At 72.4% G+C, this 23,262-nt stretch carries 28 protein-coding genes; 15 read left to right on the top strand and 13 right to left on the bottom strand.

Going from position 1 to position 23,262, the window contains the following annotated elements; translation table 11 throughout:
* Window positions 1–118 precede the first annotated feature (118 nt).
* The 7 genes from H1W00_RS14220 to H1W00_RS14250 form a co-directional block, all read right to left on the bottom strand.
* A complete protein-coding gene (locus tag H1W00_RS14220; protein WP_181756486.1) occupies window positions 119–1,072 on the bottom strand; it encodes an NAD(P)H-dependent flavin oxidoreductase in 954 nt (317 codons plus the stop codon).
* Window positions 1,073–1,152: 80 nt separating this feature from the next.
* The gene (locus H1W00_RS14225) at window positions 1,153–1,863 is read right to left on the bottom strand and encodes an ANTAR domain-containing protein (protein WP_181756487.1); all 711 of its coding nucleotides are present in this window, start codon (window positions 1,861–1,863) and stop codon (window positions 1,153–1,155) included.
* 46 nt (window positions 1,864–1,909) lie between these two features.
* Window positions 1,910–2,590 (bottom strand): sigma-70 family RNA polymerase sigma factor, encoded by a 681-nt coding sequence (locus H1W00_RS14230; protein WP_181756488.1) that lies wholly within the window; start codon window positions 2,588–2,590, stop codon window positions 1,910–1,912.
* Between the two features lie 56 nt (window positions 2,591–2,646).
* Window positions 2,647–3,504, bottom strand: coding sequence for a DUF72 domain-containing protein (locus H1W00_RS14235; RefSeq protein ID WP_181756489.1), 858 nt, complete (start codon window positions 3,502–3,504; stop codon window positions 2,647–2,649).
* A gap of 6 nt (window positions 3,505–3,510) precedes the next feature.
* The gene (locus tag H1W00_RS14240) at window positions 3,511–4,479 is read right to left on the bottom strand and encodes a TIGR03885 family FMN-dependent LLM class oxidoreductase (RefSeq protein ID WP_181756838.1); all 969 of its coding nucleotides are present in this window, start codon (window positions 4,477–4,479) and stop codon (window positions 3,511–3,513) included.
* Window positions 4,480–4,488: 9 nt separating this feature from the next.
* A complete protein-coding gene (locus H1W00_RS14245) occupies window positions 4,489–6,018 on the bottom strand; it encodes an FAD-dependent oxidoreductase (RefSeq protein ID WP_181756490.1) in 1,530 nt (509 codons plus the stop codon).
* A 7-nt stretch (window positions 6,019–6,025) separates the two neighbouring features.
* Window positions 6,026–6,205: a hypothetical protein gene (locus tag H1W00_RS14250; protein ID WP_181756491.1), complete on the bottom strand. Its 180-nt coding sequence runs from the start codon at window positions 6,203–6,205 to the stop codon at window positions 6,026–6,028.
* 149 nt (window positions 6,206–6,354) lie between these two features.
* On the opposite strand from H1W00_RS14250, the gene H1W00_RS14255 reads away from it, so the two are divergent.
* From H1W00_RS14255 to H1W00_RS14280, 6 genes are all read left to right on the top strand, one after another.
* Window positions 6,355–7,332: an iron-containing redox enzyme family protein gene (locus H1W00_RS14255; protein WP_241733210.1), complete on the top strand. Its 978-nt coding sequence runs from the start codon at window positions 6,355–6,357 to the stop codon at window positions 7,330–7,332.
* The gene (locus H1W00_RS14260) at window positions 7,332–7,547 is read left to right on the top strand and encodes a CDGSH iron-sulfur domain-containing protein (protein ID WP_181756492.1); all 216 of its coding nucleotides are present in this window, start codon (window positions 7,332–7,334) and stop codon (window positions 7,545–7,547) included. The genes H1W00_RS14255 and H1W00_RS14260 overlap by 1 nt, the downstream gene beginning before the upstream one ends.
* Window positions 7,540–8,403 carry an SDR family oxidoreductase gene (locus H1W00_RS14265; RefSeq protein ID WP_181756493.1) on the top strand — a complete coding sequence of 288 codons (864 nt, stop codon included), beginning with the start codon at window positions 7,540–7,542 and terminating at the stop codon, window positions 8,401–8,403. Before H1W00_RS14260 ends, H1W00_RS14265 begins: the two co-directional genes overlap by 8 nt.
* Window positions 8,403–9,068, top strand: a complete 666-nt coding sequence (locus H1W00_RS14270; RefSeq protein WP_181756494.1) for a methyltransferase — start codon at window positions 8,403–8,405, stop codon at window positions 9,066–9,068. The genes H1W00_RS14265 and H1W00_RS14270 overlap by 1 nt, the downstream gene beginning before the upstream one ends.
* Window positions 9,043–9,261: a hypothetical protein gene (locus H1W00_RS14275; RefSeq protein ID WP_181756495.1), complete on the top strand. Its 219-nt coding sequence runs from the start codon at window positions 9,043–9,045 to the stop codon at window positions 9,259–9,261. Before H1W00_RS14270 ends, H1W00_RS14275 begins: the two co-directional genes overlap by 26 nt.
* Before the next feature lie 159 nt (window positions 9,262–9,420).
* Complete coding sequence (locus tag H1W00_RS14280; RefSeq protein WP_181756496.1) at window positions 9,421–10,494, top strand: DUF222 domain-containing protein; 1,074 nt, start codon at window positions 9,421–9,423, stop codon at window positions 10,492–10,494.
* A 12-nt stretch (window positions 10,495–10,506) separates the two neighbouring features.
* Here the strand turns inward: H1W00_RS14280 and H1W00_RS14285 are convergent, their stop codons facing one another.
* A complete protein-coding gene (locus H1W00_RS14285) occupies window positions 10,507–11,046 on the bottom strand; it encodes a cysteine hydrolase family protein (RefSeq protein WP_181756497.1) in 540 nt (179 codons plus the stop codon).
* A 60-nt stretch (window positions 11,047–11,106) separates the two neighbouring features.
* Here H1W00_RS14285 and H1W00_RS14290 point away from each other — a divergent pair, with 60 nt between their 5' ends.
* From H1W00_RS14290 to H1W00_RS14305, 4 genes are read left to right on the top strand one after another with little or no spacing between them, the layout of a single operon-like run.
* Window positions 11,107–11,577: a hypothetical protein gene (locus H1W00_RS14290; protein ID WP_181756498.1), complete on the top strand. Its 471-nt coding sequence runs from the start codon at window positions 11,107–11,109 to the stop codon at window positions 11,575–11,577.
* Window positions 11,574–12,803 carry a divalent metal cation transporter gene (locus tag H1W00_RS14295; RefSeq protein WP_181756499.1) on the top strand — a complete coding sequence of 410 codons (1,230 nt, stop codon included), beginning with the start codon at window positions 11,574–11,576 and terminating at the stop codon, window positions 12,801–12,803. The genes H1W00_RS14290 and H1W00_RS14295 overlap by 4 nt, the downstream gene beginning before the upstream one ends.
* Complete coding sequence (locus tag H1W00_RS14300; protein WP_181756500.1) at window positions 12,800–13,165, top strand: hypothetical protein; 366 nt, start codon at window positions 12,800–12,802, stop codon at window positions 13,163–13,165. The genes H1W00_RS14295 and H1W00_RS14300 overlap by 4 nt, the downstream gene beginning before the upstream one ends.
* Entirely contained in the window at window positions 13,152–13,508 is a 357-nt protein-coding gene (locus H1W00_RS14305) for a hypothetical protein (RefSeq protein WP_206680087.1), read from the top strand. Before H1W00_RS14300 ends, H1W00_RS14305 begins: the two co-directional genes overlap by 14 nt.
* A gap of 10 nt (window positions 13,509–13,518) precedes the next feature.
* Here the strand turns inward: H1W00_RS14305 and H1W00_RS14310 are convergent, their stop codons facing one another.
* Window positions 13,519–14,295 (bottom strand): SDR family NAD(P)-dependent oxidoreductase, encoded by a 777-nt coding sequence (locus H1W00_RS14310; protein WP_181756501.1) that lies wholly within the window; start codon window positions 14,293–14,295, stop codon window positions 13,519–13,521.
* A 66-nt stretch (window positions 14,296–14,361) separates the two neighbouring features.
* Here H1W00_RS14310 and H1W00_RS14315 point away from each other — a divergent pair, with 66 nt between their 5' ends.
* Both H1W00_RS14315 and H1W00_RS14320 read left to right on the top strand, forming a co-directional pair.
* Window positions 14,362–15,498 (top strand): acyl-CoA dehydrogenase family protein, encoded by a 1,137-nt coding sequence (locus H1W00_RS14315; RefSeq protein ID WP_181756502.1) that lies wholly within the window; start codon window positions 14,362–14,364, stop codon window positions 15,496–15,498.
* A gap of 25 nt (window positions 15,499–15,523) precedes the next feature.
* The gene (locus H1W00_RS14320) at window positions 15,524–16,411 is read left to right on the top strand and encodes an LLM class flavin-dependent oxidoreductase (RefSeq protein WP_181756503.1); all 888 of its coding nucleotides are present in this window, start codon (window positions 15,524–15,526) and stop codon (window positions 16,409–16,411) included.
* On the opposite strand, the gene H1W00_RS14325 is transcribed toward H1W00_RS14320, so the two are convergent.
* Entirely contained in the window at window positions 16,400–17,323 is a 924-nt protein-coding gene (locus H1W00_RS14325) for a LysR family transcriptional regulator (protein WP_241733252.1), read from the bottom strand. The genes H1W00_RS14320 and H1W00_RS14325 overlap by 12 nt on opposite strands.
* 97 nt (window positions 17,324–17,420) lie before the next feature.
* On the opposite strand from H1W00_RS14325, the gene H1W00_RS14330 reads away from it, so the two are divergent.
* Window positions 17,421–18,506 (top strand): methyltransferase domain-containing protein, encoded by a 1,086-nt coding sequence (locus H1W00_RS14330; RefSeq protein WP_181756505.1) that lies wholly within the window; start codon window positions 17,421–17,423, stop codon window positions 18,504–18,506.
* Window positions 18,507–18,518: 12 nt separating this feature from the next.
* Here the strand turns inward: H1W00_RS14330 and H1W00_RS14335 are convergent, their stop codons facing one another.
* On the bottom strand, window positions 18,519–19,196 hold the full coding sequence (locus H1W00_RS14335) for an SDR family NAD(P)-dependent oxidoreductase (protein ID WP_181756506.1): 678 nt from the start codon (window positions 19,194–19,196) through the stop codon (window positions 18,519–18,521).
* A gap of 286 nt (window positions 19,197–19,482) precedes the next feature.
* Between H1W00_RS14335 and H1W00_RS14340 the strand changes: the two genes are divergently transcribed.
* Together H1W00_RS14340 and H1W00_RS14345 are read left to right on the top strand one after the other, a co-directional pair.
* Window positions 19,483–21,084 carry an AMP-binding protein gene (locus tag H1W00_RS14340; protein ID WP_181756507.1) on the top strand — a complete coding sequence of 534 codons (1,602 nt, stop codon included), beginning with the start codon at window positions 19,483–19,485 and terminating at the stop codon, window positions 21,082–21,084.
* Window positions 21,085–21,272: 188 nt separating this feature from the next.
* On the top strand, window positions 21,273–21,845 hold the full coding sequence (locus H1W00_RS14345) for a hypothetical protein (RefSeq protein WP_181756508.1): 573 nt from the start codon (window positions 21,273–21,275) through the stop codon (window positions 21,843–21,845).
* Window positions 21,846–21,912: 67 nt separating this feature from the next.
* On the opposite strand, the gene H1W00_RS14350 is transcribed toward H1W00_RS14345, so the two are convergent.
* Both H1W00_RS14350 and H1W00_RS14355 read right to left on the bottom strand, forming a co-directional pair.
* A complete protein-coding gene (locus H1W00_RS14350; RefSeq protein WP_181756841.1) occupies window positions 21,913–22,662 on the bottom strand; it encodes an SCO1664 family protein in 750 nt (249 codons plus the stop codon).
* A complete protein-coding gene (locus H1W00_RS14355; RefSeq protein WP_181756509.1) occupies window positions 22,662–23,219 on the bottom strand; it encodes a DUF3090 domain-containing protein in 558 nt (185 codons plus the stop codon). The genes H1W00_RS14350 and H1W00_RS14355 overlap by 1 nt, the downstream gene beginning before the upstream one ends.
* Window positions 23,220–23,262: the final 43 nt, after the last annotated feature.

The following is a 23,262-nucleotide window of genomic DNA, read 5'->3' on the forward strand; positions in this document are numbered from 1 at the left end:
CATTCCCGTCTGCTTTGTTACGTTCACATTTCGTGGCGTGCGGGAACCAGCCTGCCTCATGCGACGAACGCACCGCGCCGCGCCCCCGGTGACGGGAGCGCGGCGCGGGTCGTGCGATTCAGGCCGGGACGGCGGCCAGCAGCTCGCGCTTGGCGGCGTCGTACTCGCGCGTGAGGCGGGCGACGAGCTCGGCGGCGGGGACGGTCGCGTCGACGGCGCCCAGGCCCTGGCCGGCGCCCCAGATGTCCTTCCACGCCTTGGCGTCCGAGGTGCTGCCGGAGCCGAAGTCCATGGTGGAGGGATCGCCCGCGGGGAGGTTGCGCGGGTCGAGGCCGGCGGCCTCGATGCTGCCCCGGAGGTAGTTCCCGTGCACGCCGGTGAACAGGTCGGAGTAGACGATGTCGTCGGCCGAGCTCTCCACGATCATCTGCTTGTAGCCCTCCACCACGTTGGCCTCGTCGGTGGCCAGGAAGGCCGAGCCGACGTAGGCCAGGTCGGCACCGGCGGCCTGCGCGGCCAGCACGGAGCGGCCGTGCGCGATCGAGCCCGAGAGCAGCAGCGGGCCGTCGAACCACTGGCGGATCTCCTGCACCAGGGCGAAGGGGGAGAGGGTGCCGGCGTGGCCGCCGGCTCCGGCGGCCACGGCGATGAGGCCGTCGGCGCCCTTCTCGATCGCCTTGTGCGCGAAGCGGTTGTTGATGATGTCGTGCAGGACGATGCCGCCGTAGGAGTGGACGGCCTCGTTGATCTCGGGGCGCGCGCCGAGCGAGGTGATCACGATGGGCACCTGGTGCTCCACGATCGTGGCCATGTCCTCCTCGAGGCGGTTGTTGGACCGGTGCACGATCTGGTTCACCGCGAACGGTGCGGCGTCGGTGCCCTCGAGCTCGGACTCGATGCGGTCGAGCCAGTCACCGAGCAGCGACGCGGGGCGCGCGTTCAGCGCGGGGAACGAGCCCACCACGCCGGCCTTGCACTGGGCGATGACGAGCTCGGGGCCCGAGGCGATGAACATCGGGGACGCCACGACGGGCAGCGAGAGCCGGTTCTGCAGGACGGTGGGCAGGGACATGGAGACCTCCGGGCCGGGACTATTGCAACAAGTTGCATAATACCCGCGGCGGGGCGGCACCACAACAGCTCGCCGGGCGGTCAGGCGGACTCCGCCGGGACCGAGTACTCCTGCACCACCTGCTCGGCGACGGTCCGCAACTTCGTGTCGGTGCTCTGGGAGTGCCGCAGCAGCACCGCGAACGCCTCGTCGTTCGAGAGGTCGAAGCGCTCCATCACGATGCCCTGCGCCTGGCCGACCAGGATCCGTGAGTCCAGCGCGGCGGGCAGGTCGCGGGCCGTGATCGAGGCGGACACCGTCACCGCGGCACGCCGTGCGAGGTCCTCGGCGACCTCGCGGTCGTCGTCGCCGAAGGCATCGGGTCGGCTCGAGTAGAGGTTCACGCTGCCCAGCACGTGGTCGCGCGTGGCGAGCTTGACGCTGACGAGGCTCCTCAGCCCCAGCTCGGCCACGGCCTCGGCCCACCGTGGCCACCGGGTCTCGCTGTGCGTGTCGGACACCAGGAGCGACTTCCCGCCCTCCAGGAGCGTGAGGTCCGGGCCCTCGCCGAGGTGGGCCTGGAGCGCGTCGGCATGGGCCACGACCGCATCCGAGCCTTCGGCCGACTCGATCCTGTTCCCCGGGCCGAGCATGAGTGCCCCACCGTGCTCGGCGCCCACGGCCGCCTGGAGCTGGCACAGGACGGACGTGATCGTGGCCTGCGCGGCAGCGTCCCGCGACAGGGCGGAGACCTTCGCCGTGAGGTCGGGGATCCCGGGGTCGGGTTGGGGGTCCTGCGATCGACTGGTCACGCGTGTCCCTCCTCTGGCAGGTGGTGCTGCTGGTGGGTTCCTCGGGTCATGCAGCGGCGACGTCCGGGTGCTGACGCAACGACGACAGCACCTTCGCGAGACGGCGCGACACCTGCATCTGGCTGATGCCCAGGCGATCGGCGATCGCCTGCTGCGTCAGTCCTTCCACAAACCGCCAGTGCAACAGCTCGCGCTCGTCGCGCTCGAGCTCGCGCAGGGAGCGCGCCACGCTGAGCCACTCGTCGACGAACTCGAGGTCGTCGTCGGTGTGCGCGAACTCGCGGCGCCCGTGGGTGACGTCGTCCATCGACTCGGGCTGGAAGCACCCGCGGGCGACGGTGGCGTCGCGCAGGTCGTCGGGAGCGACGCCGATACGGGCCGCCATCTCCTCGAGGTTGGCGCTCGTGAGCTCGGGCAGCTGCTCGGTCACGATGAGGGCCTGGATCTCCTGGATGCGCCGGGGCGGGCGCACCATCCAGGCCCGGTCGCGGAAGTGGCGCTTCAGCTCGCCTTGGATCGTCGCCGTGGCGTACGGAGGGAACGGACCCTGGTCGGGGTCGTAGCGACGGGCGGCCTTCACCAGGGCGAGGCGAGCGACCTGCTCGAGATCCTCGGTGTCCACGCCGCGGCCGGTGAAGCGGTGGGCCAGGGCACTGGCGAGGGAGAGGTGGGCGAGGACGAGGTCCTCGGCGTTCGGGACGGCAGGGTGATCAGACAGCACAGTCATGGATCCTCCGAAAACGGGAGCAGTCCTAGAGGCTGGGCGTTCAACCGTCTTCAGCGTCACACGGGCGCTGGGAGTCGGCAACCGGAGAAGTCGTCGATCGCTCGAAGCCGACCGAGAAGACGCTCTGCGTCGTGCGGCGCGTGGCCCTCGGAGTCGTTGTCGAAGTACACGTGCACGTCCCGCCCCTCCTCACGCCAGCGGCGGCACCGCTGCGCCCACGTGTCGAGCGAGGCGTCGCTGTAGCGGCTGGCGTAGAGCCGCGTGTGCCCGTGAAGCCGGGCGTAGGCCACCGTGGAGGACGGGAGGTCGAGGACGGGCCACGGCTTCGGGGCGTCGGTCCACACGGCCGCGACGTCGTGCCGGCGCAGCTGCTCGGCGTACCGGGGATCGGCGAAGGAGGGGTGGCGCACCTCGAGGACGTGCTGGACCGGTCCGTCGGCGACGGGCTCCGTCAGTGCGCGCTCCGGCGGGAGCCGGTCGTCGTGCTGCGCCGCGAGGCGGCCGGCCTCCTCCATCGTGCGGGGGAGCGCGCCCAGGAACCCCTCGATCCGCTCGGGGTCGTACGCGAAGGTCGCAGGCAGCTGCCACACGATCGGGCCGAGCTTGTCGCCGAGCGCGAGCACCCCGGAGGCGAAGAAGTTCGCGAGCGCGGTCTGCGCCCCGGCGAGCTTCAGCAGGTGCGTCACGTACCGGCTGCCCTTGAGCGCGAAGACGAAGTCCTCCGGCGTCTGGGCGGCCCACCGCTCGAACGAGGTTCGTCGTTGCAGCGAGTAGAAGGTGCCGTTCACCTCCACCGCCGTCAGGCGCGACCCGACGTGGGCCAGCTCCTTCGTGCGGGCGAGCCCCTGCGGGTAGAAGTCACCGCGCCACGAGGTGTAGCTCCAGCCGCTGACGCCGATCAGGTAGCGGGACACGGCGGCTCACCCGCGCAGGCGGTCGCGGACGCGGGGCAGGACGTGCTCGCCGAAGTGGCGGATGAAGCCGTCCTGGTCGGGACCGACCTGGTGGACGTAGACCCGTTCGACGCCGAGCTCGCTGCACTGCGCCAGCCACTCGACGTGGTCGGCGTCGTCCGCGGAGATCACGATCGCGTCGGCGACGTCGTCGACCCGTACGCTGCGCGTGGCCGCATCGAAGTCGGAGGGCAGCTCGAGGTCCTGCGAGCGAGCGGCCTCGAGCGCGCAGAACGCCCAGTGCTCCACGGCCTGGCGCCGCGCCGTCTCCTCGTCCGGCGCCCACGACACGTGCACCTGGACGTGGACGGGGCGGCCCGCGCCGCCGGCGTCCCGGTACGCGCCGATCACCTCGCGCATCGTGTCCCACGGAGCGTTGACCGTGATCAGGCCGTCCGACCAGGCGGCGACGTCGGCCGCCGACTCGGGGGTCAGCGCTGCGGCGAGGATCGGCGGGCGGGACGCCGGCGCGCTGTAGAGGTGGGCGCGGTCGACCCGCACGGTCCCGCGGTGGTCCACCGTCTCGCCGTCCAGCAGCCGGGTGATGACGTCGGCGCACTCCGCCAGCCGGACGTTGCGCTCGTCCTTGGGCGGCCACGGGTCACCCGTGACGTGCTCGTTGAGCGCCTGCCCGGAGCCCAGCGCCGGGGTCAGGCGCCCCGGAGCGAGGGCCTCCACGGTCGCGATCGCCTGCGCGAGGACCGCGGGGTGGTACCGCTGCCCCGGCGCCGAGACCACGCCCAGCGGAAGGCTCGTGCTCACCGCGGCGGCGCCGAGCCACGACCAGGCGAAGCCGGACTCGCCGTCGCGCGTCCACGGCGCGAAGTGGTCGGACGACAGGAGCGCCTCGAAGCCGTGGCGCTCCGCCGCCTGCGCGAGCCCGAGGAGCTCCGCGGGGCCGAACTGCTCGTGGGAGACGTGGTAGCCGATCTGCATCGTCACCCCTCAGACACCGATCCGGTCGTCGTCCTTCCCCTCGTCGTCGTCCTGGGTGTCCAGGCGCTTGAGGGGCTTGGTCGCGGGGCCGTTGAGGACGTCGCCCTCCGGGGAGAACCGCGAGCCGTGCAGCGGGCAGTCCCACGAGCGCTCCTGGTCGTTCCACCGGAGCACGCCGCCGAGGTGCGTGCAGAGGCCCTGAACGCGGCACGTTCCCCTCTCGGAGCGCGACTCCGCGACGACGCGGACGCCGTCGCGGTGGACGTCGCCTTCACCGGGCTGCAGGGACCGCGGCGACGTGGCGATCACGCGGGCGGCACCCGTCGCGACCTCCTTGGCGACCTTCGCGTTGATCGCCGCCCGGCCCCGGGTCGAGAGCAGGGGCGAGGAGTGGTCGACGACGGAGTCCGCCCACGGCAGCCGGTCGCCCAGGATGTCGCTGGCGATCGCCAGGGCCGCGGCGGTGCCGTTCGTGAATCCCCACTTCGCGAAGCCGGTCGCGAAGCGGATGCGGTCGCCGCCGCGGGGCATCCTGCCGAAGCGGGGGAGGCCGTCGCCGGTGGTGTAGTCCTGCGCCGACCAGGCCGCGACCTCGCGGGCCTCCGGGAAGTGCTCGGCGGTCCAGGTGCGGATCATCTCGACGTGATCGCGCTCGGACTCGGTCCGTCCGACGCCGTGCCCGAAGCCGCCGACCAGCAGCGCCGGTCGTCCGTCCTCGGTCAGGGCGTCGCGCAGCGAGACCGACGGCGAGCCCGCCGACAGCGCCATGACCTGCGGCGGGTCGGCTAGCTCGTAGCCGACCGCGTACGAGCGCTGGGGCTCGAGGTCGCTGAAGGCCAGGCTGCGGTCCAGGATCGGCGAGCCGGTCGCGACGACCAAGGACTCCGCGCGGACCTTGCGACCGTCGTCGAGGTGCGCGGTCGGAGCGCCGATCCAGTCGACGTTCATCACGCGGGCGTGCTCCACGAGCGAGCCGCCGTGCGCCCGGAGCTCGGCGGCGAGGGCCGCGAGGTGGGAGCCGGGGTCGATCTGCGCCTGGTCCGCGAGGGTGACGGCGCCGTGGGTGGGCACGGGCAGGCCCGGGTCGTCGGTCCACTCGACCGGCAGCCCGACCGACATGGCGGCGACGTACTCGGCTCGCGCGCGCGAGGTTTCGGTGGGCTTGGCGGCGAAGGTCGCCGCGGTCCGCCGGTCCATCCGGACGTCGTGCTGCCCGGCGAAGCCGACCAGCCAGTCGAAGCCGGCGCGGTTCATGTCGACGTAGGCCTGGACGACCTCGCGCGAGTGGTCCTCGAGCAGGGTGGACAGGCGGGGGCCCTGCAGCACCCACACCTTGGCGGGGCTGTGCCCGGGGGACCCGGCTCCGACGTAGCGGGCCTCGACCACGCACACCTTCCGGCCGGCGCGGGCCAGCAGGACGGCGGTGGTCAGCCCGACGACGCCTGCGCCGACCACGAGGTCGTCACAGGCGTCGGGGAGTGGGTCGTGGCCCGCGACGTCGGCGGGCACCAGCCACAGGGGGCGGTTGTCGTCGTTCATCGGCGGCTCAGACCCGCGACGACGGCGCGGTGGGGTCGGTGACGACCAGGTTCTCGGCGCCGCCGTCCCCGTCATCGCTCGTCGCGGGCGAGTCGGGATCGTCGGGCTCGATCGGGTTGTCGGGCGTCGTGGCGGGATCGGCGGGGTCGGGGCCCTCGGCGGGTTCCTCGGGGTGCGGCGTGGTCATGTGATCCTCCTCATTCGGTCGGACAGGGTTCACGTACCCGACTCGCGAGGAACCATGCGCCGGGGCACGATGGCTGCGCGGGTGACGCATGAGGCGCCCGCGCCGGGGTACGTGCCCCGTGACCTCCGTTTCGATCGAAAGGACCGCGGATGCCATCAGCCGTCCTCACCGGCAGCCGGGCGACCACCTCGACCCTGCCCCAGCCCCGTGGCGACCTGAGTGCCGCCACCATCGCCGCCCTGACCGGGGGAATGCCGTGGGATCGCGTGCCGAAGGTCAGCCCCTCGAGCGCCGAGGACGGTCTGCTGACGGTCTGGATCGCCCACGAGCTGCACCACCGCGGCTTCGCCGACGTGGAGGATGCGGAGTGGACGCCCGAGCTGATCACGGTCCGCAACCGAGTGGAGCGCGAGCTCGAGGCCCGGCTGCGCGAGCGCGCCGAGGGCCGGCTGCCCGAGTCCGCCGAGCCGGACGTGCTGCTCGACTACGTGCGCGCCGACGAGGGACGCTCCCTCGCGGAGTTCGTCCAGCGTGCCGCGACGGCCGACCAGGTCCGTGAGCTGCTGTGGTTCCGCTCGGTCTACCACCTCAAGGAGGCCGACCCGACCGCGTGGACGATCCCGCGGCTGCCGGGTCCCTCGCGCGCCGCGCTGGCCGAGCTGCAGTACGACGAGTACGGCGGAGGCCGCCCCGAGCGCCTCCACGCGCAGCTGTTCGCCGACGGCATGCGGGCGATGGGTCTCGACGCCCGTGAGAACGCCGCGATCGACGACGTGCCGGTCGAGGTGCTCGAGATGAACGTGACGCTCACGATGTTCGGCCTCCAGCGGCGCCTCCGGGGCGCGGCGGTCGGCCACCTCGTGGCGTTCGAGGCCTCCAGCTCGGGTCCGTCGCGGCGGATGTCGCGCGGCCTGCGCCGCCTCGGCCTCCCCGAGGAGATGGCTGCCTACTACGACGAGCACGTCGAGGCCGACGCCGTGCACGAGCAGACCGCCGCGCGCTTCATCGCCGGCGCCCTCGTCGAGGCGGAGCCGCACCTGGCCGAGGACGTCGCCTTCGGCGTGTTCACGTGCCTGGACCAGGAGAGTCGCTTCGCCGAGGCGATGTTCGAGAGGTGGGGTGCCTGATGGCGCGCAAGGTCGACGTCAGCGTGGTCCCGAACGGGCCGCTGCTGATCCGCGGGGACATCGGGGTCCACTCCCCGGACGGCGAGGTGCACCGCACCGAACGGCCCGTCAGCGCCGTGTGCCGGTGCGGCAAGTCCGCGTCACTGCCGTGGTGCGACGCGACCCACCAGATGATCAGGACCAGGTTCGACGAGGAAGGAGCTCGCGATGAGTGAGGAACAGGACGGATTCCCGGCGCAGCAGCAGGAGCCCCCGGGACTGACCGAGCCGATGGAGCCCCGGCCGGACCACGGCGAGGAGAGCTACGTCGGTTCGGGCCGGCTGGAGGGGCGCAAGGCGCTCATCACCGGCGGTGACTCCGGCATCGGCCGGGCGGCCGCGATTGCCTACGCCCGCGAGGGGGCCGACGTGGCGTTCACCTACATGCCCGAGGAGGCCGAGGACGCGCGCGAGACGTCGCGGCTGATCGAGGAGGCCGGACGCACGAGCCTGCCGATCGAGGCGGACCTGCGCGACAGCGCGACGTGCGACCGCGTCGTGGGGCAGGCCCACGACGGCCTCGGCGGACTGGACATCCTCGTCAACAACGCGGGCTTCCAGATGGCCCGGGACGAGGGACTCGAGCAGATGGACGACGAGCGCATCGAGCGCACGTACACGACGAACGTGTTCGCGCTGCTGTGGCTCGTCCGCGCCGCGCTGCCGCACCTCGGTCGCGGGTCAAGCATCATCAACAACTCGTCGATCCAGGCCTACGAGCCGTCGACGAGCCTGCTGGACTACGCGTCGACCAAGGCCGCGATCAACAACCTGACGGTGAACCTGGCGGCCGAGCTCGGTCCGCGTGGCATCCGCGTCAACGCGGTGGCGCCGGGTCCGATCTGGACTCCGCTGCAGCCGGCCACCCAGCCCGAGGAGAAGATCGAGCAGTTCGGCTCCGACACGCCGCTGGGTCGGGCCGGTCAGCCGGCCGAGCTCGCCGGTGCGTTTGTGTTCCTGGCGAGCGAGAAGGAGGCCAGCTACGTCTCGGCCACCGTCCTGGGCGTCACCGGCGGAAAGCCGGTCTTCTGATGCTCCAGGCCTCGGAGCCGCAGGCGAGGACGACCACGTTCGGCGGCCGGCCGATCGGCCACGACGAGCGCGTCCTGACGCCCCGCCCGTGGACCGAGGCCCAGTCGCTGTGGGCGCGCGAGCTGCTCGACGCCGTGCCCCTGGGACCGGTGCTCGAGGTCTGCGCGGGCGCCGGCCACATCGGCCTGCTCGCCGTGGCCGACACGGGTCGCCACCTCGTGCAGGTGGACGCCGACCTGCACGCGTGCGTGTGGGCCTCGCGCAACGCCCGCGTCTGGGGCGTCGACTCCGACATCCGCCACGGCGCGATGGCCGAGGCCCTCATGCCGGACGAGCGGTTCGCGCTCATCATCGCCGACCCGCCGTACCTGCCGTCGGACGGCGTGGGCGAGTTCCCCGAGGACCCGCTCACCGCGATCGACGGGGGGTCCGACGGACTGGACCTCGCTCGCGAGTGCCTGACGGTGATCGGGCGGCACCTCATCCGTGGCGGGGCGGCGCTGCTCCAGCTGCGCGACGAGGCGCAGGGTCGCGACCTCGCGGCCGACGCCGCGGCGTGCGGCCTGACGATCGACGAGAGCCGACAGTTCGACGGCGGAGCGGTCCTGCTGCTGCGTCGCACGACGGAAGGAAGAGCACATGAACAGCACTCCGACGAACGGTGACCAGACCGAGGGCAAGGCCGACAAGCTGGCCGACGACCTCACGGTGGATCCGCAGCACGAGGGCGTGAGCGAGCCGGGCGGCAACGAGCAGGAGGCCGGCACCGAGACGGTGCCCGGCGTCGAGGGTCCCGAGGGCGTCCCCGACCTGCCCGTCACCGACGACCCCGGCACCGGCGGGCCCGACGACGACTGAGCCTCGCCGCTTGGAATGACGGGAAGGATCGGCCCTCGTCCGCGAGGTCGAGTCGCTGTCGGAGGGTGCCCCTAGCGTTCTCGACATGGACAGCGCCGAGGTCACGATCGCCGTGATGCGAGCGACCGCAGACGTGCTGCGGTCGGTCACGTCCTCGGTGTGTGCGACGAGGCGCGAGCGCTGCGGACGCTGCGCGATGCCGCGGACGCGGCCCTGACCGAGCGACTCGTCGAGATCGAGCGCACCGGAGCCCACCTCGGCGAGGACGCCACGAGCGTGGTCACGTGGGCCCGCCGAGACCTCCGCCTGGAGGCCGGCGACACGCGAGCCCGCCTCCGCGCGGGCGAGGCGCTGGCCCAGCTGCCGCGCGCCGCCGAGGCCTTCCGCGCGGGCGAGATCGCCCTCGAGCACGTCAAGGTGCTCGACTTCGGGATGCGCCACGTCGGCGTCGACGAGACCGTGCAGCTGGACGAGCACCTGACGAAGGTCGCGAGGGCGTTCCCGCCCGGTCGGCTCAAGAAGCTCGTCCGCAGGGCGAAGGCGATCCAGCACCCCGAGTCGCTCGACGAGGCGTGGATCAGCGGCATGGACCGTCGCGACATCCGGCTGTCGAAGACCCTCGACGGCTGGCACGTCACCGGCTTCCTTCCGATCCACGTCGGCGCCCAGCTCCACGCGGTGCTCGAGTCGCTGTCGGTGCCGCGCGCCGCCGGTGACGACCGCACGGCGTCCGAGCGGCGCTGCGACGGGCTCGAGGAACTGCTGACCCGAGTGCTGGAGCAGGGTCTGCCGACCGACGGCACCGTACGGCCACAGATCCACGTCGTGGTCGAAGCCGGCACCCTCAAGGCCGCACTCGCTCCTGATCCCGAGTCCGCCTTCGTGGCCGGCGAGCCGGCCGAGCTGGTCGGCTTCGGGCCCATCGGACGGGAGCTGCTCAGGCACCTGACCGAAGGCGCCGACCTGCGACCGCTCCTCGTGGAGCGGATCGGACGGAACGAGCGCATCCTCGACGTGGGCGACCGACACCGGCACGCCACGGCGAAGCAGCGCGAGGCGATCTGGTTCCGCCAGGACGGTGTGTGCGCGCGGGCCGGCTGCGAGAACCCCATCGACCACAGCCACCACGTGATCGCATGGTCCGAGGGCGGGCCCACAGACCTCGACCTGCTCGAGGGCCTGTGCGCGGCCTGTCACCACTTCGAGCACGCGATCCACCCGCGGGCGGGGTGAGCAGGGGCCTCGTCAGTCGGCGAGGTCCTCGGGGGAGACCACGTCCTGGCGGTACTGCTCACGCAGCCACTTCAACGCGGCCACGTGCGCCTTCTCATCGGCCGAGGTGACCGCGCCGTCGGCGATCTGCACCCGGAAGTCGTGCGCGTAGGCGGTCGCGGCCGTCATCGCGATGCACGCCTCGGTGACCACACCGGCGAGGACGAGCTCGTCCACGCCGAGCTCGCGCAACCGCTCCAGCAGGTCGGTGCCGTGGAAGGCGTCGTCCCGCCGCTTCGTGAGCTCGAGGTCCGGACGCAGGTCCAGCTCGGTGAGCGTCTCGGCGCCCTTCGTACCCTCCAGCACCACCGGCTGGTCGTCGTCGCGCATGTTGAGCGCCCACGTGGACTTGTCCTCGGGCAGCACGGTGCGGACCTCCACGATGGGCACGTCGTGGTCGCGCGCCCAGTCCGTCCAGCGCTGCACGGCGCGGACGATGTCGGAACGCTGCTCGCGCAGGTCCGGGGGATTGAGGAAGTCCTCCTGCAGGTCGATGATCACGAGAGCACGCATGGGTTCATCGTGCCGTCCGACGTGCGGACGTGCTCGTCGGGTGGCTTACTGGTGCTCGTCATGACGGCTGAGGATCGAAGGACACCCGCGCGGCTGGACCCGTGTGGACGCCTCGTCGCCAGGTGCCTGGTCGTGCTCGTCGTGCTGATGACCGCTGCTTGCGCGTCGCCCACCCAGGACGCCAGCCTCGCGGCGCACGACGGGCTCGCCGCCACGGCCACCGCGCGCGAGGCGCTGGACCAGCACGAGCGCGGCCGCTCGACCACCCCGGTGCTCGAGGTGACGCTGGAGGCGGCCGCCACCGAGCTGTCGGGCGCGATGTCCACCACGGCCACCCTCACCCCCGAGACCGAGGGACAGCGAAGCGATCTCGACCAGGTGCGATCCGCCCTGTCCGAGGCGTCCGACGCGGTCACGGACGCGCGCTCCTCCGTCGCGGCCGGGACGGGCCTGCGGCTGGCCCGCGAGGACGTGGCCGCGGCCGAGCGCTCGTTGCGCGACGTGGTCGACCAGATCGGACCGCCGCGGTGAAGAAGTGCCTCGCCGTCGCGCTCGGCATCCTGACCGCCATCGGCGGCTTCGTCGACATCGGAGACCTCGTCACGAACGCCGTTGTCGGCTCGCGCTTCGGCATGTCCCTGGCGTGGGTGGTCGTGGTCGGCGTCGTCGGGATCTGCCTCTTCGCGAACATGTCCGCGAGGGTGGCCGCACTGAGCGGCGCCGCCACGTTCGAGGTCATCCGCGAGCGACTCGGACCGCGGGCCGGCGTGGCCAACCTCGCGGCCTCGATGTTCATGACCCTGATGACGCTCACGGCCGAGATCGGTGGTGTCGCGTTGGCCCTCCAGCTCGCGAGCGGCGTCTCGGAGTTCGCCTGGATCCCGGTGGCCGCACTGGCGGTGTGGCTGGTGCTGTGGCGGGTGAAGTTCCAGGTGCTGGAGAACGTGGCCGGCCTGTTCGGCCTGTGCCTCATCGTGTTCGCGGTGGCGCTCTTCCTCCTCGGCCCGGACTGGGGCGAGCTCACCGACCAGGCGACGCACATCGGGCCGCGCGGCGAGGAGACCTCGCTGACGTACTGGTACTACGCCGTGGCCCTGTTCGGTGCCGCGATGACGCCCTACGAGGTGTTCTTCTTCTCCTCCGGTGCGGTCGAGGAGCGGTGGACACGACGGGACCTCGGCGTGGCTCGGGCCAACGTGCTGATCGGGTTCCCCCTCGGTGGCCTGCTCTCGCTGGCCATCGCGGCGTGCGCCGCGACCTTCCTGCTGCCGCAGGCGATCGCGGTGACGTCGCTCCCGCAGGTGGTGATGCCGGTGGTCGAGGGCGGCGGGCGGATCGCGCTCGCGGTGGCCATCATCGGCATCGTCGCCGCGACGTTCGGTGCCGCGCTGGAGACCGCCCTCTCGCTGGGCTACAGCCTCGCGCAGTTCTCGGGCTGGTCCTGGGGCAAGTCGCACCGCCCGACCGAGGCGGCGCGCTTCCACCTGACGATGATCATCTGCATCGTCATCGCCGTGCTCGTCCTCGCCACGGGGGTCGACCCGATCCTGGTCACGGAGTTCTCGGTGGTCTTCTCGGCGGTCGCGCTGCCGCTGACGTACCTGCCGATCCTCATCGTCGCGAACGATCCGCTGTACGTCGGCTCGGAGACCAACGGCAGGCTGGTCAACGGCCTGGCGATGGTCTACCTCGTCATCATCTGCGTCGCCGCCGTTGCGGCGATCCCCCTGCTCGTCCTGACGGGAGCCGGCTCATGACCCTGCCCACCCATCCGATCCGCGGCCGCGTGCTCGACGCCAACCTGCACCTGCTCGACCGGTCGATCCAGGACGTCGACGGGAGACCCGCCGCGTTCGTGGCCGACCTCGAGTTGCGCCGCGACGGCGACGACGTCGTGATCGCCGACCTGGTCGCCGGCTCGGGCCTGCTCGAGCGGTTCTTCGGCGGGCACACGCCGTCCCGGCTGCTGCACCGGATCGCGTGGAGCGACGTCGCCGAGGTCGGGACGCGGATCGTGCTGGGCGTCTCGGCCGAGCGGCACGAGGTGCTGTGGGTCGAGCGCTGGGTCAGGGACCACGTCATCGCTCGCATCCCGGGGAGTCGTCATGATCCCGCGTGAGGACGGCCGGCTGCTGCTGAGCGATCTGCTCGGAGCGCCCGTGGTGGAGGGCTCACGCCAGATCGGGCACGTGCTCGACGTGCGCTTCGTGCTCGACGGAGCGCCGGGCCCGCTGCTCGCGACGCCACGGATGCTGGGCGTCATCGTCGGTGCCCGCCGCCGCCTGGGCTTCCTCGGCTACGAGCGCGAGGACATGCACGCGCCCGCGCTGCTCGCACGGGTGCTCCGGCGGCGCGTGCGCGAGGCGCACCTCGTCGACGTGGCGGACGTCGTGGAGTTCGCCGACGGCCGGGTGGTCGTCCGCGAGGGCCATCGCCGGTGGGCGACGACCCTCGCGGAGTGACGGCTGTGGGTCAGCGCGGGGGCATCCGGATGGCGCCGTCGACGCGGACCGTCTCGCCGTTCATGTACGAGTTCGTGACGCACTCGACGACCATGCTGGCCAGCTCGTCGGGCTGTCCCAGGCGCTTGGGGAAGTTGACCGACTCGCCGAGCTTGGCCTTGAACTGCTCGGCCGCCTCGCCCTCGCCGTAGATCGGGGTGTCGATCAGACCGGGCGCCACGGTGTTGACGCGCACGCCGATGGCCGCGAGGTCGCGCGCCACGGGAAGGGTCATGCCGACGACGCCGCCCTTCGACGACGAGTACGCCGCCTGGCCGATCTGGCCGTCGAACGCCGCGACGGAGGCGAGGTTGCAGATCGCGCCGCGCTCGCCGGACTCCAGCGGCTCGGTGCGGCCGATCGCGGTGGCGGCGAGACGGATCGCGTCGAACGTGCCGATCAGGTTGATGGCGATGACCTTCTTGTAGGCGTCGAGGTCGTGCGCCGACTCGAACTGACCGTCGCGGCCGACCGTGCGCTGGGCCCAGCCGATGCCGGCCGAGTTCACCAGGACGCGCAGCGGCGCGAGCTCCTCGGCCGCGGCGACGGCGGTCTTGATCTGGTCGGTGTCGGTCACGTCGACGTGGATGAAGACGCCCCCGACCTCGCTCGCAAGGGCCTGACCGGCCTCGTCGTTGAGGTCGGCGACGACCACCCGGGCGCCCTTCGCGGCGAGCTGGCGGACGACGGCCGCGCCGATGCCCGAGGCTCCGCCGGTGACGATGGCTGATGCTCCACTGATGTCCATGCCCTGCATCCAACCACTCGTCCGTGGTCCATGCTGGAGGGGCCGACACACCCCAGGAGGAGCACCGTGGCCGTGGAGCGTCTGATGCCGAGCGACGAGGCGAACGACCTGATCGCCCTCACGCGCCAGATCGTGGACGACCAGCTGCGGCCGCGCGTCGACGCGGACGAGCGGTCGGGCACGTTCCCGCGCGACATCTTCCGCACCCTGGGCCGCGCCGGCCTGCTGGGCCTGCCGTACGCCGAGGACCTCGGCGGCGGTGGCCAGCCCTACGAGGTCTACCTGCAGGTCGTGGAGGAGATCGCGATCGCGTGGGCCAGCGTCGGCGTCGGCACGAGCGTCCACGCGCTGAGCTGCTTCGGCCTCGACCACGCGGGCACGCGCGAGCAGAAGGAGCGCTGGCTGCCCGACATGCTCGGTGGCGAGCTGCTGGGGGCGTACTGCCTGTCCGAGGCGCACGCGGGCTCCGACCCGGGCGCGATGCGCACCACCGCCCGTCGCGACGGTGACGACTACGTGATCCGCGGCGCGAAGGCCTGGACCACCCACGGCGGTCAGGCCGACTACTACAAGGTGATGGCGCGCGCCGAGGCCGGCATCACGTGCTTCCTGGTCCCGGCCGATGCCGAGGGGCTGACCGCCGACGTGCCCGAGGACAAGATGGGCCTGATGGGCTCGACGACGGCCACGATGCTGTTCGACGACGTCCGGGTGCCGGTGGAGCGACGCCTCGGCGACGAGGGCCAGGGCCTCGCGATCGCGCTCGCCGGGCTGGACTCGGGCCGCCTCGGGATCGCCGCGGTCGCCACCGGCGTCGCGCAGGGCGCCCTCGACTCCGCGGTCGCCTATGCCAAGGAGCGCGAGGCCTTCGGCGTGCCGATCATCGACCACCAGGGCCTGACGTTCCTGCTGGCCGACATGGCGGCGGCCATCGAGTCGGCGCGGGCCACCTACCTGGCGGCCGCGCGGCTGCGCGACCTCGGTCGCCCGTTCTCGCGGCAGGCCTCGATCGCCAAACTCGTCGCCACCGACAACGCGATGAGGGTGACGACCGACGCGGTGCAGGTCCTCGGCGGCGCCGGCTACACGAAGGACTTCCCCGTCGAGCGGTACATGCGCGAGACGAAGGTGATGCAGATCTTCGAGGGCACCAACCAGATCCAGCGCCTCGTCATCGGCCGCGACCTCAAGAGGCGCGGCTGACCCCGGCCCGTGCGACGGTGGGCGGGTGGATGCCGGTGTGCACCTGCCGCAGATCGACTTCACCGCGACGCCGTTGGACGGCTCCCACCTCGCGGAGGTGGTCGACGCCGCCCGCGACCTGGGGTTCGCCGCGCTGTCGGCCAACGACCACCTGACCTTCCCGAGCCCGTGGGCCGACGGGCTCGTCCTGCTGGCCGCGGCGGCCGAGCGCTCGGGTGACCTCGAGCTGGTCACCAGTGCGGCGCTGCCGGTGCTGCGCGGCGCCCGCTCGTACGGCGCGGCGATGCTCACGCTCGAGCGGCTCGCCCCGGGGCGCGTGGTGGCCGGGGTCGGCCCGGGATCCTCGCGGACGGACTACGCCCTGGCCGACGTCCCGTGGGAGGAGCGGTGGTCCCGGTTCGACGCGGCTCTCGGTGTGCTGCGGGCACAGTTCGCGCGCCACGGGTCCCGGGCGCAGGTCCCGCTCTGGGTGGCCAGCTGGGGCTCGCCGGCGGGCATCGACCGCGTGGCCCGGTACGGCGACGGCTGGCTGGCCTCGGCGTTCCACACCACGCCTGCGGAGTTCGGTCGCACCCGCGAGGGCCTGGCGCAGGCCTGCCACCGGCTCGGCCGCGCCGAGCCGCCGCACGCGCTCGTGACGATGTGGACGTGGGTCACCGAGGACACCCCGGTCGCCGAGCGGATGCTGACGAGCCTGCTGGCCCCCGCCCTCGACCGCGACCCCGAGGCCCCGCGCGGGCGCGTGTGCGTCGGCCCGGCGGAGACGTGCGCCGAGCTGCTGTCCGAGTACGCCGCGCAGGGCTGCCGCCGCGTGCACTTCTGGCCCGTGGGCGACGAGGCCCGCCAGCTCCGGCGGCTCGCCGAGGACGTGCTGCCGCACGTGGTGGCGGCGCCCCCGGTCTCAACCGGGTGAGGCGCGGCCGGCGGTGACGCGCTGGAGCAGTGCCACCATCGTGGTGGCCGCGGCCGGACGGAAGGGGTCCACCGGGCACGCGACCATGACCTCGCGGGTCGGGGCCGGGTCGTGCAGCGCCCGCACCTCGACCCCGGCGATCCGGCGGGAGGCCACGAGCCCCGGGACGACGGCGATGCCCAGTCCGGCGGCGACGAACGCCTGCACGGCGAGGTAGTCGTCCGACGCGATGCCCACGCGCGGCTCGAACCCGGCCGCGCGACAGCGACCTCGGACGATCTGGAACCACGTGCTCGACGGGCCGCCGCCGACCCACGTCTCCTCGCCGAGGTCGGCGAGCGACAGCGCTCCCTGCCGCGCGGCCAGCCGGTGCGACCGCGGAACGAGCAGCCGGTACGGGTCGAGGAAGAGCGACGTCAGCTCCACCCCGTGGTCGAGGCCCGGCAATCGGTGCTCCGCGCTGTCGTCGAAGACCAGGGCCACGTCCAGCTCGCGGTTGAGCAGTCGCGGCACGAGCCCCTGGAGGTGGTCGTCGACGACGGTGAACGTGACGTCCGGCGACTGGATGGCGAGCAGCGCCAGCGCCCGGGGGACGAACGTGGCCAGCGCCGTGGGGAAGCCGCCCACGCGCAGGCGACGGTGGTGGTGGCCGGCCAGCTCGTCGAGGTCGAGCCCGGCGGCCTCGAGCCGGGCCATGACGGCGGCGGCGTGGCCCGCGAGGACCCGTCCGGCCACCGTGACGTCGACGGGACGGGTGCCGCGCTGGACGAGCGGGAGGCCGACCTGTTGCTCGAGGGCGGCGACGTGCTGGCTGACCGCCGACTGCGACATGCCGAGCTCGTCCGCGGCGGCGGAGAAGGAGTCGGCGCCGTCGAGGGCTGCGAGCACGCGCAGCGAGGAAACCGATCGCATCAGTTCCACTTATCGGACTGTAGCACCGGAACAGCCTGCGGATCCGGGCCGAACGCATGCTGGGAGGGCCCCCGGACGAGCCCCCTCAGGAGTCATCATGACCACGCAGCAGACCACCACCCCGACGATCGACCAGGACCGCCTGATGGCGTTCGTCTTCCGCGCCGTCGAGGAGGTTGGCGCCACCCTCAACACCGCACTCGTCGTCCTCGGGGACGAGCTCGGCTACTACCGCGCGCTGGCCGAGCACGGTCCGCTCACCGCGGCCGAGCTCGCCGGGCGAACCTCCACCGCCGAGCCCTACGCCCGCGAGTGGTGCCACGCGCAGGCGGCGGGCGGCTTCATCGAGCTCGACGAGGCCTCGGGACGGTTCACCCTGCCCGCCGAGCACGCCGTCGCGCTGACCGACGCCTCGAGTCCGGCCTACCTGCCGGGCCTGTTCCAGATCGCGCTCGGGACCGTGGCCGACGCCGGCCGGCTGGCCGAGGCGGCGCGCAGCGGCACGGGGGTCGGCTGGCACGAGCACGGCAACGACGTGATCGACGGCTGCGAGCGGTTCTTCGCGCCGTCCTACCAGGCATACCTGGTCGATGCGTGGCTGCCGGCCGCCGGACTCGACGAGGACCTGAGGCGCGGGATCCGGGTGGCCGACATCGGCTGCGGGCACGGCGCGTCGACCGTGCTGATGGCGCAGGCGTTCCCGCAGTCGCGGTTCGTCGGGTCGGACTACCACGAGCCGTCGATCGAGGTGGCGCGCCGCCGGGCCGAGGACGCCGGCGTCGGTGCGAACACGAGCTTCGAGACCTCGCTCGCGGTCAAGGTCGGCGGTGAGGGCTTCGACCTGGCCACGACGTTCGACGCGTTGCACGACATGGGCGATCCCGACGGTGCCGCCCGGCACGTGCACCGCCTGCTGGCCGACGGGGGTCGCTGGCTCATCGTCGAGCCGATGGCGGGCGACGCGCCTCAGGACAACTTCAACCCGGTCGGCCGCGCGTACTACGGGTTCTCCACCCTGCTGTGTACGCCGGCCTCGCTCTCCCAAGAGGGCGCGGCCGCGATCGGCACGCAGGCAGGGCCCGCCCGGGTGGAGCAGATCGTCACCGGCGCCGGCTTCGCGTCGTGCGAGACGGTGGCCACGACGCCGTTCCACCGCGTCATGCTCGCGCGGAGGACCGACTGACGGGGCTGTGGATCAGGCCACGGCGCTGTGGGAGGGCGCCGGTGCCAGATCGGCGCGGCAGAGGTCGACCACCGACTCGGCGGCGGTCGACCTCAGTCGCGCGCCGCAGGCGTCGAACGCGACGGACATCCCGTCGGCGTACCACTGCAGGAAGGTGGTGCTCAGGGCGTGCGCCACGGCCGGCGCCCGGCGTGCGGGACCGAGGCTCGCGAGGCGGGTCAGGGCCGTGACGAGTCCCTCGGGATCGGTCGGCGCGAGGCGGAAGACCCACCGAGGCAGCGCCGGGAGCACCCGGGCGGGGGAGTGCGCCGACGCGTGGACCAGCGTCGTGCCGAGCCCGGCGACGGCCAGCGTGGCGGCGGTGACGTTCATGGTGCCCAGGACGCGGGCCCGCACGATGTCCTCGGGCGAGGCGTCGGCCGTGGCGCCGCCGCCGGCGTGCACCACCGACGCGATGGGCCCGGCCTGGCGGGCGGCGCGCATGAGCGCCTCCACCGACCCCCGGTCGGTGACGTCGGCGACGATCGACTCGGCGGAGACGCCGAGGGAGTCCAGCTCGTCGAGCGCGCGGCTGAGCCGCTCCCCGCGGCCGTCGCTGAGGACCACGTGGTGGTCGCGGGCGAGCAGCTTCGCCGAGGCCAGTCCCACGGCCCCCGCTCCACCGGTCACCACCGCCACCGAACTCGTCACCTGAACCACTCCCGTCCCGGACGTCCCCGCGTCCACCCGCCCATCCTGCGCTCAGGAGGCCGCTGGCACGAGGGTTTCGGCGACATTCCTCGGGTATCTGAAAACGGCTGGTATCCGAGCGAGTTTCGGCGGTGGAACGTCACTCTCGGTTACAGTCGCGCCGCGCCGCGCGGACAGGCGGAGTGTGATCCACGCCGCATCTTGGACAACGCGCTCACGCGATCAAGTGACCCGCTGGTAACCTACGTCACACTACCCGCCGGTACACACAGGATCTGGAGAGATGATGGGCGACCTCGGTTACAAGTTGAAGGTGCTGCGCAGGATCGGCCTGCTGAAGGCCCAGAACCCCGTCCGGCTGGTGAAGGCAGGCAAGAAGCTCGCGGCGTGGGGCCCGGGCTTCCCGTCGGCCGTCGGCGCCGCTGCGGCGCGCAAGCCTCAGCAGGTCGCCATCATCGACGACGCCGGTCAGCTGACCTGGCGTGAGACGAGCGACGCGGTCAACCGCGTCACGCAGGCGCTCAAGGACCGCGGCTTCGTGCCCGGCGACCCGATCGCCGTGCTGTGCCGCAACCACCGCCACATGGTGATCGCCATGGTCGCGATCAGCCAGATGGGCGGCCGCATGCTGCTGCTCAACACGATGGCCAGCGCCGGCCAGCTCAGCGAGCTCACGAAGCGCGAGAGCGCCAAGATGGTCATCCTCGACCAGGAGTTCCTCCACGTCGCGGGCGAGATCGACCGCGACCTGCTCGTCGTGGCGTGGGAGGACGACGACACCCACGGCCTGCCCACGCTGAGCGGCCTGGCCGCCGGCAAGTCGGCCGCGGACCACCCCAAGCCCGAGAAGCCCGGCGGCATCGTGATCTTCACCTCGGGCACCACCGGCCTGCCCAAGGGCGCCAAGCGCAAGGAGCCCGAGAACCTCGAGCCGCTGCTGACCTTCTTCGGCTCCATCCCCTACGAGGGCAACTCCACCGTCGTCATCGCGGCGCCGCTCTTCCACTCGTGGGGCCTGCTGAACTTCGGGTTCGGCCTGTCCACGGTCCCCACCTACGTCCTGCGCCGCCGCTTCGTGCCCGAGCAGGTCATCCGCGACATCGACACCCACCAGGCGCAGGTCCTGGTCGTGGTGCCGCTCATGATGCAGCGCCTCGTCGACGCCGATCCCGAGGTGATCAAGAGCAGCGACGTCTCCAGCCTGCAGATCACCGCCTCGAGCGGCTCGGCGCTGGCCGGCGAGCTCGCGACCCACTTCATGGACACGTTCACCGACTCGGTCTACAACTTCTACGGCGCCACCGAGACCGGCTGGGTCTCCATCGCCGACCCGAAGGACCTGCGCGCCGCGCCCGGCACCGCGGGCCGCGTGCCGTGGCACACCGTGGTCAAGGTGCTCGACGAGAACGGCCACGAGGTGCCCCAGGGCGAGACGGGCGTCATCTACGTCGGCAACTCGATGATGTTCGCCGGGTACACCGACGGCCGCACGAAGGACTTCCGCGACGGCCTCATGCACTCGGGCGACCTCGGCTACTTCGACGAGGCCGGCCGTCTGTTCGTCGCCGGCCGCGACGACGACATGGTGATCTCCGGCGGTGAGAACGTCTTCCCCCGCGAGCTGGAGGACGCGCTCATCGAGCACCCGAAGGTCCAGGACGTCGTCGTCACGGGCATCCCCGACCCGCAGTGGGGCCAGTGCCTCGCCGCGTACGTCGTGCCGCGCGAGGGCGAGACCCTCACGCAGGAGGAGGTCGTGGAGTACGCCAAGGAGCACGTCGCACGCTTCGCCGTGCCGCGTGCGGTGATGTTCCTCGACGAGCTGCCCCGCAACCCCACGGGCAAGGTCATGAAGCGCAACCTGCCGGAGTTCCAGACCCAGGCCTGACACCCGGCGCACGAGCGACGCCCGGTCCCTTCTCGGGGGCCGGGCGTCGTCGTGCCTGATCACTACCGACCCGGGACGAAGGTCCCGGACAGGTGGGTCCGTTCGCCTCATCCGCCCGGGTGCGGTGCTCCGTAGCGTCGGTGGTGACGCCGCAACGACGCGGAGTCACCGCACAGGAGGAACAGATCATGCGCCGCTCGGCATTCGACAAGCTCATCTCGTGGACCGGACTGGTCCTGGCAGCCCTGCTGGTGGTCGTGGGCGGACTGGCCTCCTGGGCCCACTTCTTCATCGAGGACCAGGTGCAGTCGCAGCTGGTGTCCCAGCGCATCACGATGCCCGAGGGCGAGGCGATCAAGAGCCTCTCCGACGCGGACCGCACGGCCCTCGAGCCCTACGCCGGCAGCGCACTGGACACCGGGGCCGAGGCACGCGCCTTCGCCGACCACTACATCCTCGCCCACATGAACGCCTCGAGCGGGAACCGCACGTACGAGGAGGTCAGCGGTGAGTTCATGCAGCTGACCGACCAGGAGAAGGCGTCCGAGGCCGGCCAGCAGGTCGCCGCGCTGCGCCAGTCGCTCTTCATGGGCAACACCCTGCGCGGGCTGCTCCTCAACGCCTACGCGTTCGGCACGATGGGCCTGATCGCCGGGCTCGCCGCCATCGCCTCCTTCGTGGGAGCCGCGCTGCTGGCCCTGCTCTCGGTGCTGGGCCTGCGTCACGCGAAGACCCGCGAGGCGGAGCTGGCCACCATCTGACCCGACTCGAGAGGAACGGCCGCCCGGTGTCACCGGGCGGCCGTCGCCGTGTGTCGTGGGGGAGCCCTCAGAACGGTGGCCAGGGCACGGCGGGCATGTCGCCCTCGGGGGAGGGGAAGACCCGGTCGGCCAGCAGCCGGTCGCAGCGGCGGGCCAGCGCCGCCAGCTCGGGCTCGCCGAGCCACTGCTGGAGCTCCTCGCCGAGGTCGGCGGCCAGGCCGTCGCGCACCCGGCTCACGCCGGCCAGCTCGTCGTCGGTCAGCGCCGCGCCGAGCCAGCCCCACAGGACCGTGCGCAGCTTGGGCTCCTCGTGGAACGTCAGGCCGTGGTCGACCCCGTACCGGTGACCGTCCGGCATCGCCAGCACGTGACCGCCCTTGCGGTCGGCGTTGTTGACCAGGACGTCGAAGACCGCCATCCGCCGCAGGCCGGGGGAGTCCTCGTGCACCAGCGAGACGGGGCGATCCTCGGCGTCCAGCCCGTCGAGGACGTGGCACCAGCCCCCGGGCCGGTCGTCGGCCGGCACCAGGGTGACGGCCTCGGACTCGGGGTCGGCGTCCTGCCAGAGCTGGAGCATGCCGGGCCCGTGCGGTCCGTCGGCCCACCACGTGGGGGGCACGATGTTCCACCCCGTCGCCTCCGAGACGACCCGCGAGGCGATCTCGCGGCCCGCCAGGACGGCGCCCGGGAAGTCCCACAACGGGCGCTCGCCGGCGACGGGCTTGTAGACCACGCGCACGCCGTCGATGCGGCCGACGAAGGTGGCGTTCGAGGCCGGGAGGACGCGGCCCTCCAGCTCGAGGTCTCCCTCGAGCATCACCAGGTGTCGTCGTCGGCCGGACGGCACACGTGGCCGTCGTCGTCGATCGGGGCCAGGCACAGCGGGCAGGTGGGCCGGCCCGCGCCGACCACCTCGCGGGTGCGCTTGCAGAACGAGCGTGCCGCGCCGACGGGGATCCGCACGTGCAGCACCTCGGAGGGGCCGTCCTCCTCGGGCTCGAGGAGCGACTCGGGGGAGTCCTCGACCAGCGGGAACGCCTCGATCACGACCTGGGCCGTGGTGGGGTCGAAGCCGAGGGAGAGGATGCCCACGCGGAACTGCTCCACCACGGGGGCGTCCAGCGGTGCGTGGTCGTCGAGTCCCTCGGGTGCGGCGGCCGGGACGCTGAACGGGTTGCCGTCCTGGGACATCAGCTCGTCGAGGACCTCGTCCAGCTTCTCGGCGAGGGTGGCCGACTGCTCCTTCTCCATCAGGGCGCTGACGACGTGCTCACCCGTCCGCGCCTGGAGGTAGAAGGACCGCTCTCCGGGACGGCCGACCGTGCCGATGACGAGACGATCGGGCCAGTCGAATTCGTGCACCCGTTGAGCCATGTCTCCATGCTAGGAGCCCGGTCGCGAGAGCGCTGGGCCGCGG

It is taken from the genome of Aeromicrobium phoceense (assembly GCF_013868155.1).
Taxonomy (GTDB): Bacteria; Actinomycetota; Actinomycetes; order Propionibacteriales; family Nocardioidaceae; genus Aeromicrobium; species Aeromicrobium phoceense.

Coding starts and splice junctions, on each gene's coding strand:
- H1W00_RS14220 (WP_181756486.1), bottom strand. CDS start 1,072: ATGTCCCTGCCCACCGTCCTGCAGAACCGGCTCTCGCTGCCCGTCGTG.
- H1W00_RS14230 (WP_181756488.1), bottom strand. CDS start 2,590: ATGACTGTGCTGTCTGATCACCCTGCCGTCCCGAACGCCGAGGACCTC.
- H1W00_RS14240 (WP_181756838.1), bottom strand. CDS start 4,479: ATGCAGATCGGCTACCACGTCTCCCACGAGCAGTTCGGCCCCGCGGAG.
- H1W00_RS14245 (WP_181756490.1), bottom strand. CDS start 6,018: ATGAACGACGACAACCGCCCCCTGTGGCTGGTGCCCGCCGACGTCGCG.
- H1W00_RS14250 (WP_181756491.1), bottom strand. CDS start 6,205: ATGACCACGCCGCACCCCGAGGAACCCGCCGAGGGCCCCGACCCCGCC.
- H1W00_RS14255 (WP_241733210.1), top strand. CDS start 6,355: ATGCCATCAGCCGTCCTCACCGGCAGCCGGGCGACCACCTCGACCCTG.
- H1W00_RS14260 (WP_181756492.1), top strand. CDS start 7,332: ATGGCGCGCAAGGTCGACGTCAGCGTGGTCCCGAACGGGCCGCTGCTG.
- H1W00_RS14265 (WP_181756493.1), top strand. CDS start 7,540: ATGAGTGAGGAACAGGACGGATTCCCGGCGCAGCAGCAGGAGCCCCCG.
- H1W00_RS14270 (WP_181756494.1), top strand. CDS start 8,403: ATGCTCCAGGCCTCGGAGCCGCAGGCGAGGACGACCACGTTCGGCGGC.
- H1W00_RS14275 (WP_181756495.1), top strand. CDS start 9,043: ATGAACAGCACTCCGACGAACGGTGACCAGACCGAGGGCAAGGCCGAC.
- H1W00_RS14285 (WP_181756497.1), bottom strand. CDS start 11,046: ATGCGTGCTCTCGTGATCATCGACCTGCAGGAGGACTTCCTCAATCCC.
- H1W00_RS14290 (WP_181756498.1), top strand. CDS start 11,107: ATGACGGCTGAGGATCGAAGGACACCCGCGCGGCTGGACCCGTGTGGA.
- H1W00_RS14300 (WP_181756500.1), top strand. CDS start 12,800: ATGACCCTGCCCACCCATCCGATCCGCGGCCGCGTGCTCGACGCCAAC.
- H1W00_RS14305 (WP_206680087.1), top strand. CDS start 13,152: ATGATCCCGCGTGAGGACGGCCGGCTGCTGCTGAGCGATCTGCTCGGA.
- H1W00_RS14310 (WP_181756501.1), bottom strand. CDS start 14,295: ATGGACATCAGTGGAGCATCAGCCATCGTCACCGGCGGAGCCTCGGGC.
- H1W00_RS14325 (WP_241733252.1), bottom strand. CDS start 17,323: ATGCGATCGGTTTCCTCGCTGCGCGTGCTCGCAGCCCTCGACGGCGCC.
- H1W00_RS14330 (WP_181756505.1), top strand. CDS start 17,421: ATGACCACGCAGCAGACCACCACCCCGACGATCGACCAGGACCGCCTG.
- H1W00_RS14340 (WP_181756507.1), top strand. CDS start 19,483: ATGGGCGACCTCGGTTACAAGTTGAAGGTGCTGCGCAGGATCGGCCTG.
- H1W00_RS14345 (WP_181756508.1), top strand. CDS start 21,273: ATGCGCCGCTCGGCATTCGACAAGCTCATCTCGTGGACCGGACTGGTC.
- H1W00_RS14350 (WP_181756841.1), bottom strand. CDS start 22,662: ATGCTCGAGGGAGACCTCGAGCTGGAGGGCCGCGTCCTCCCGGCCTCG.
- H1W00_RS14355 (WP_181756509.1), bottom strand. CDS start 23,219: ATGGCTCAACGGGTGCACGAATTCGACTGGCCCGATCGTCTCGTCATC.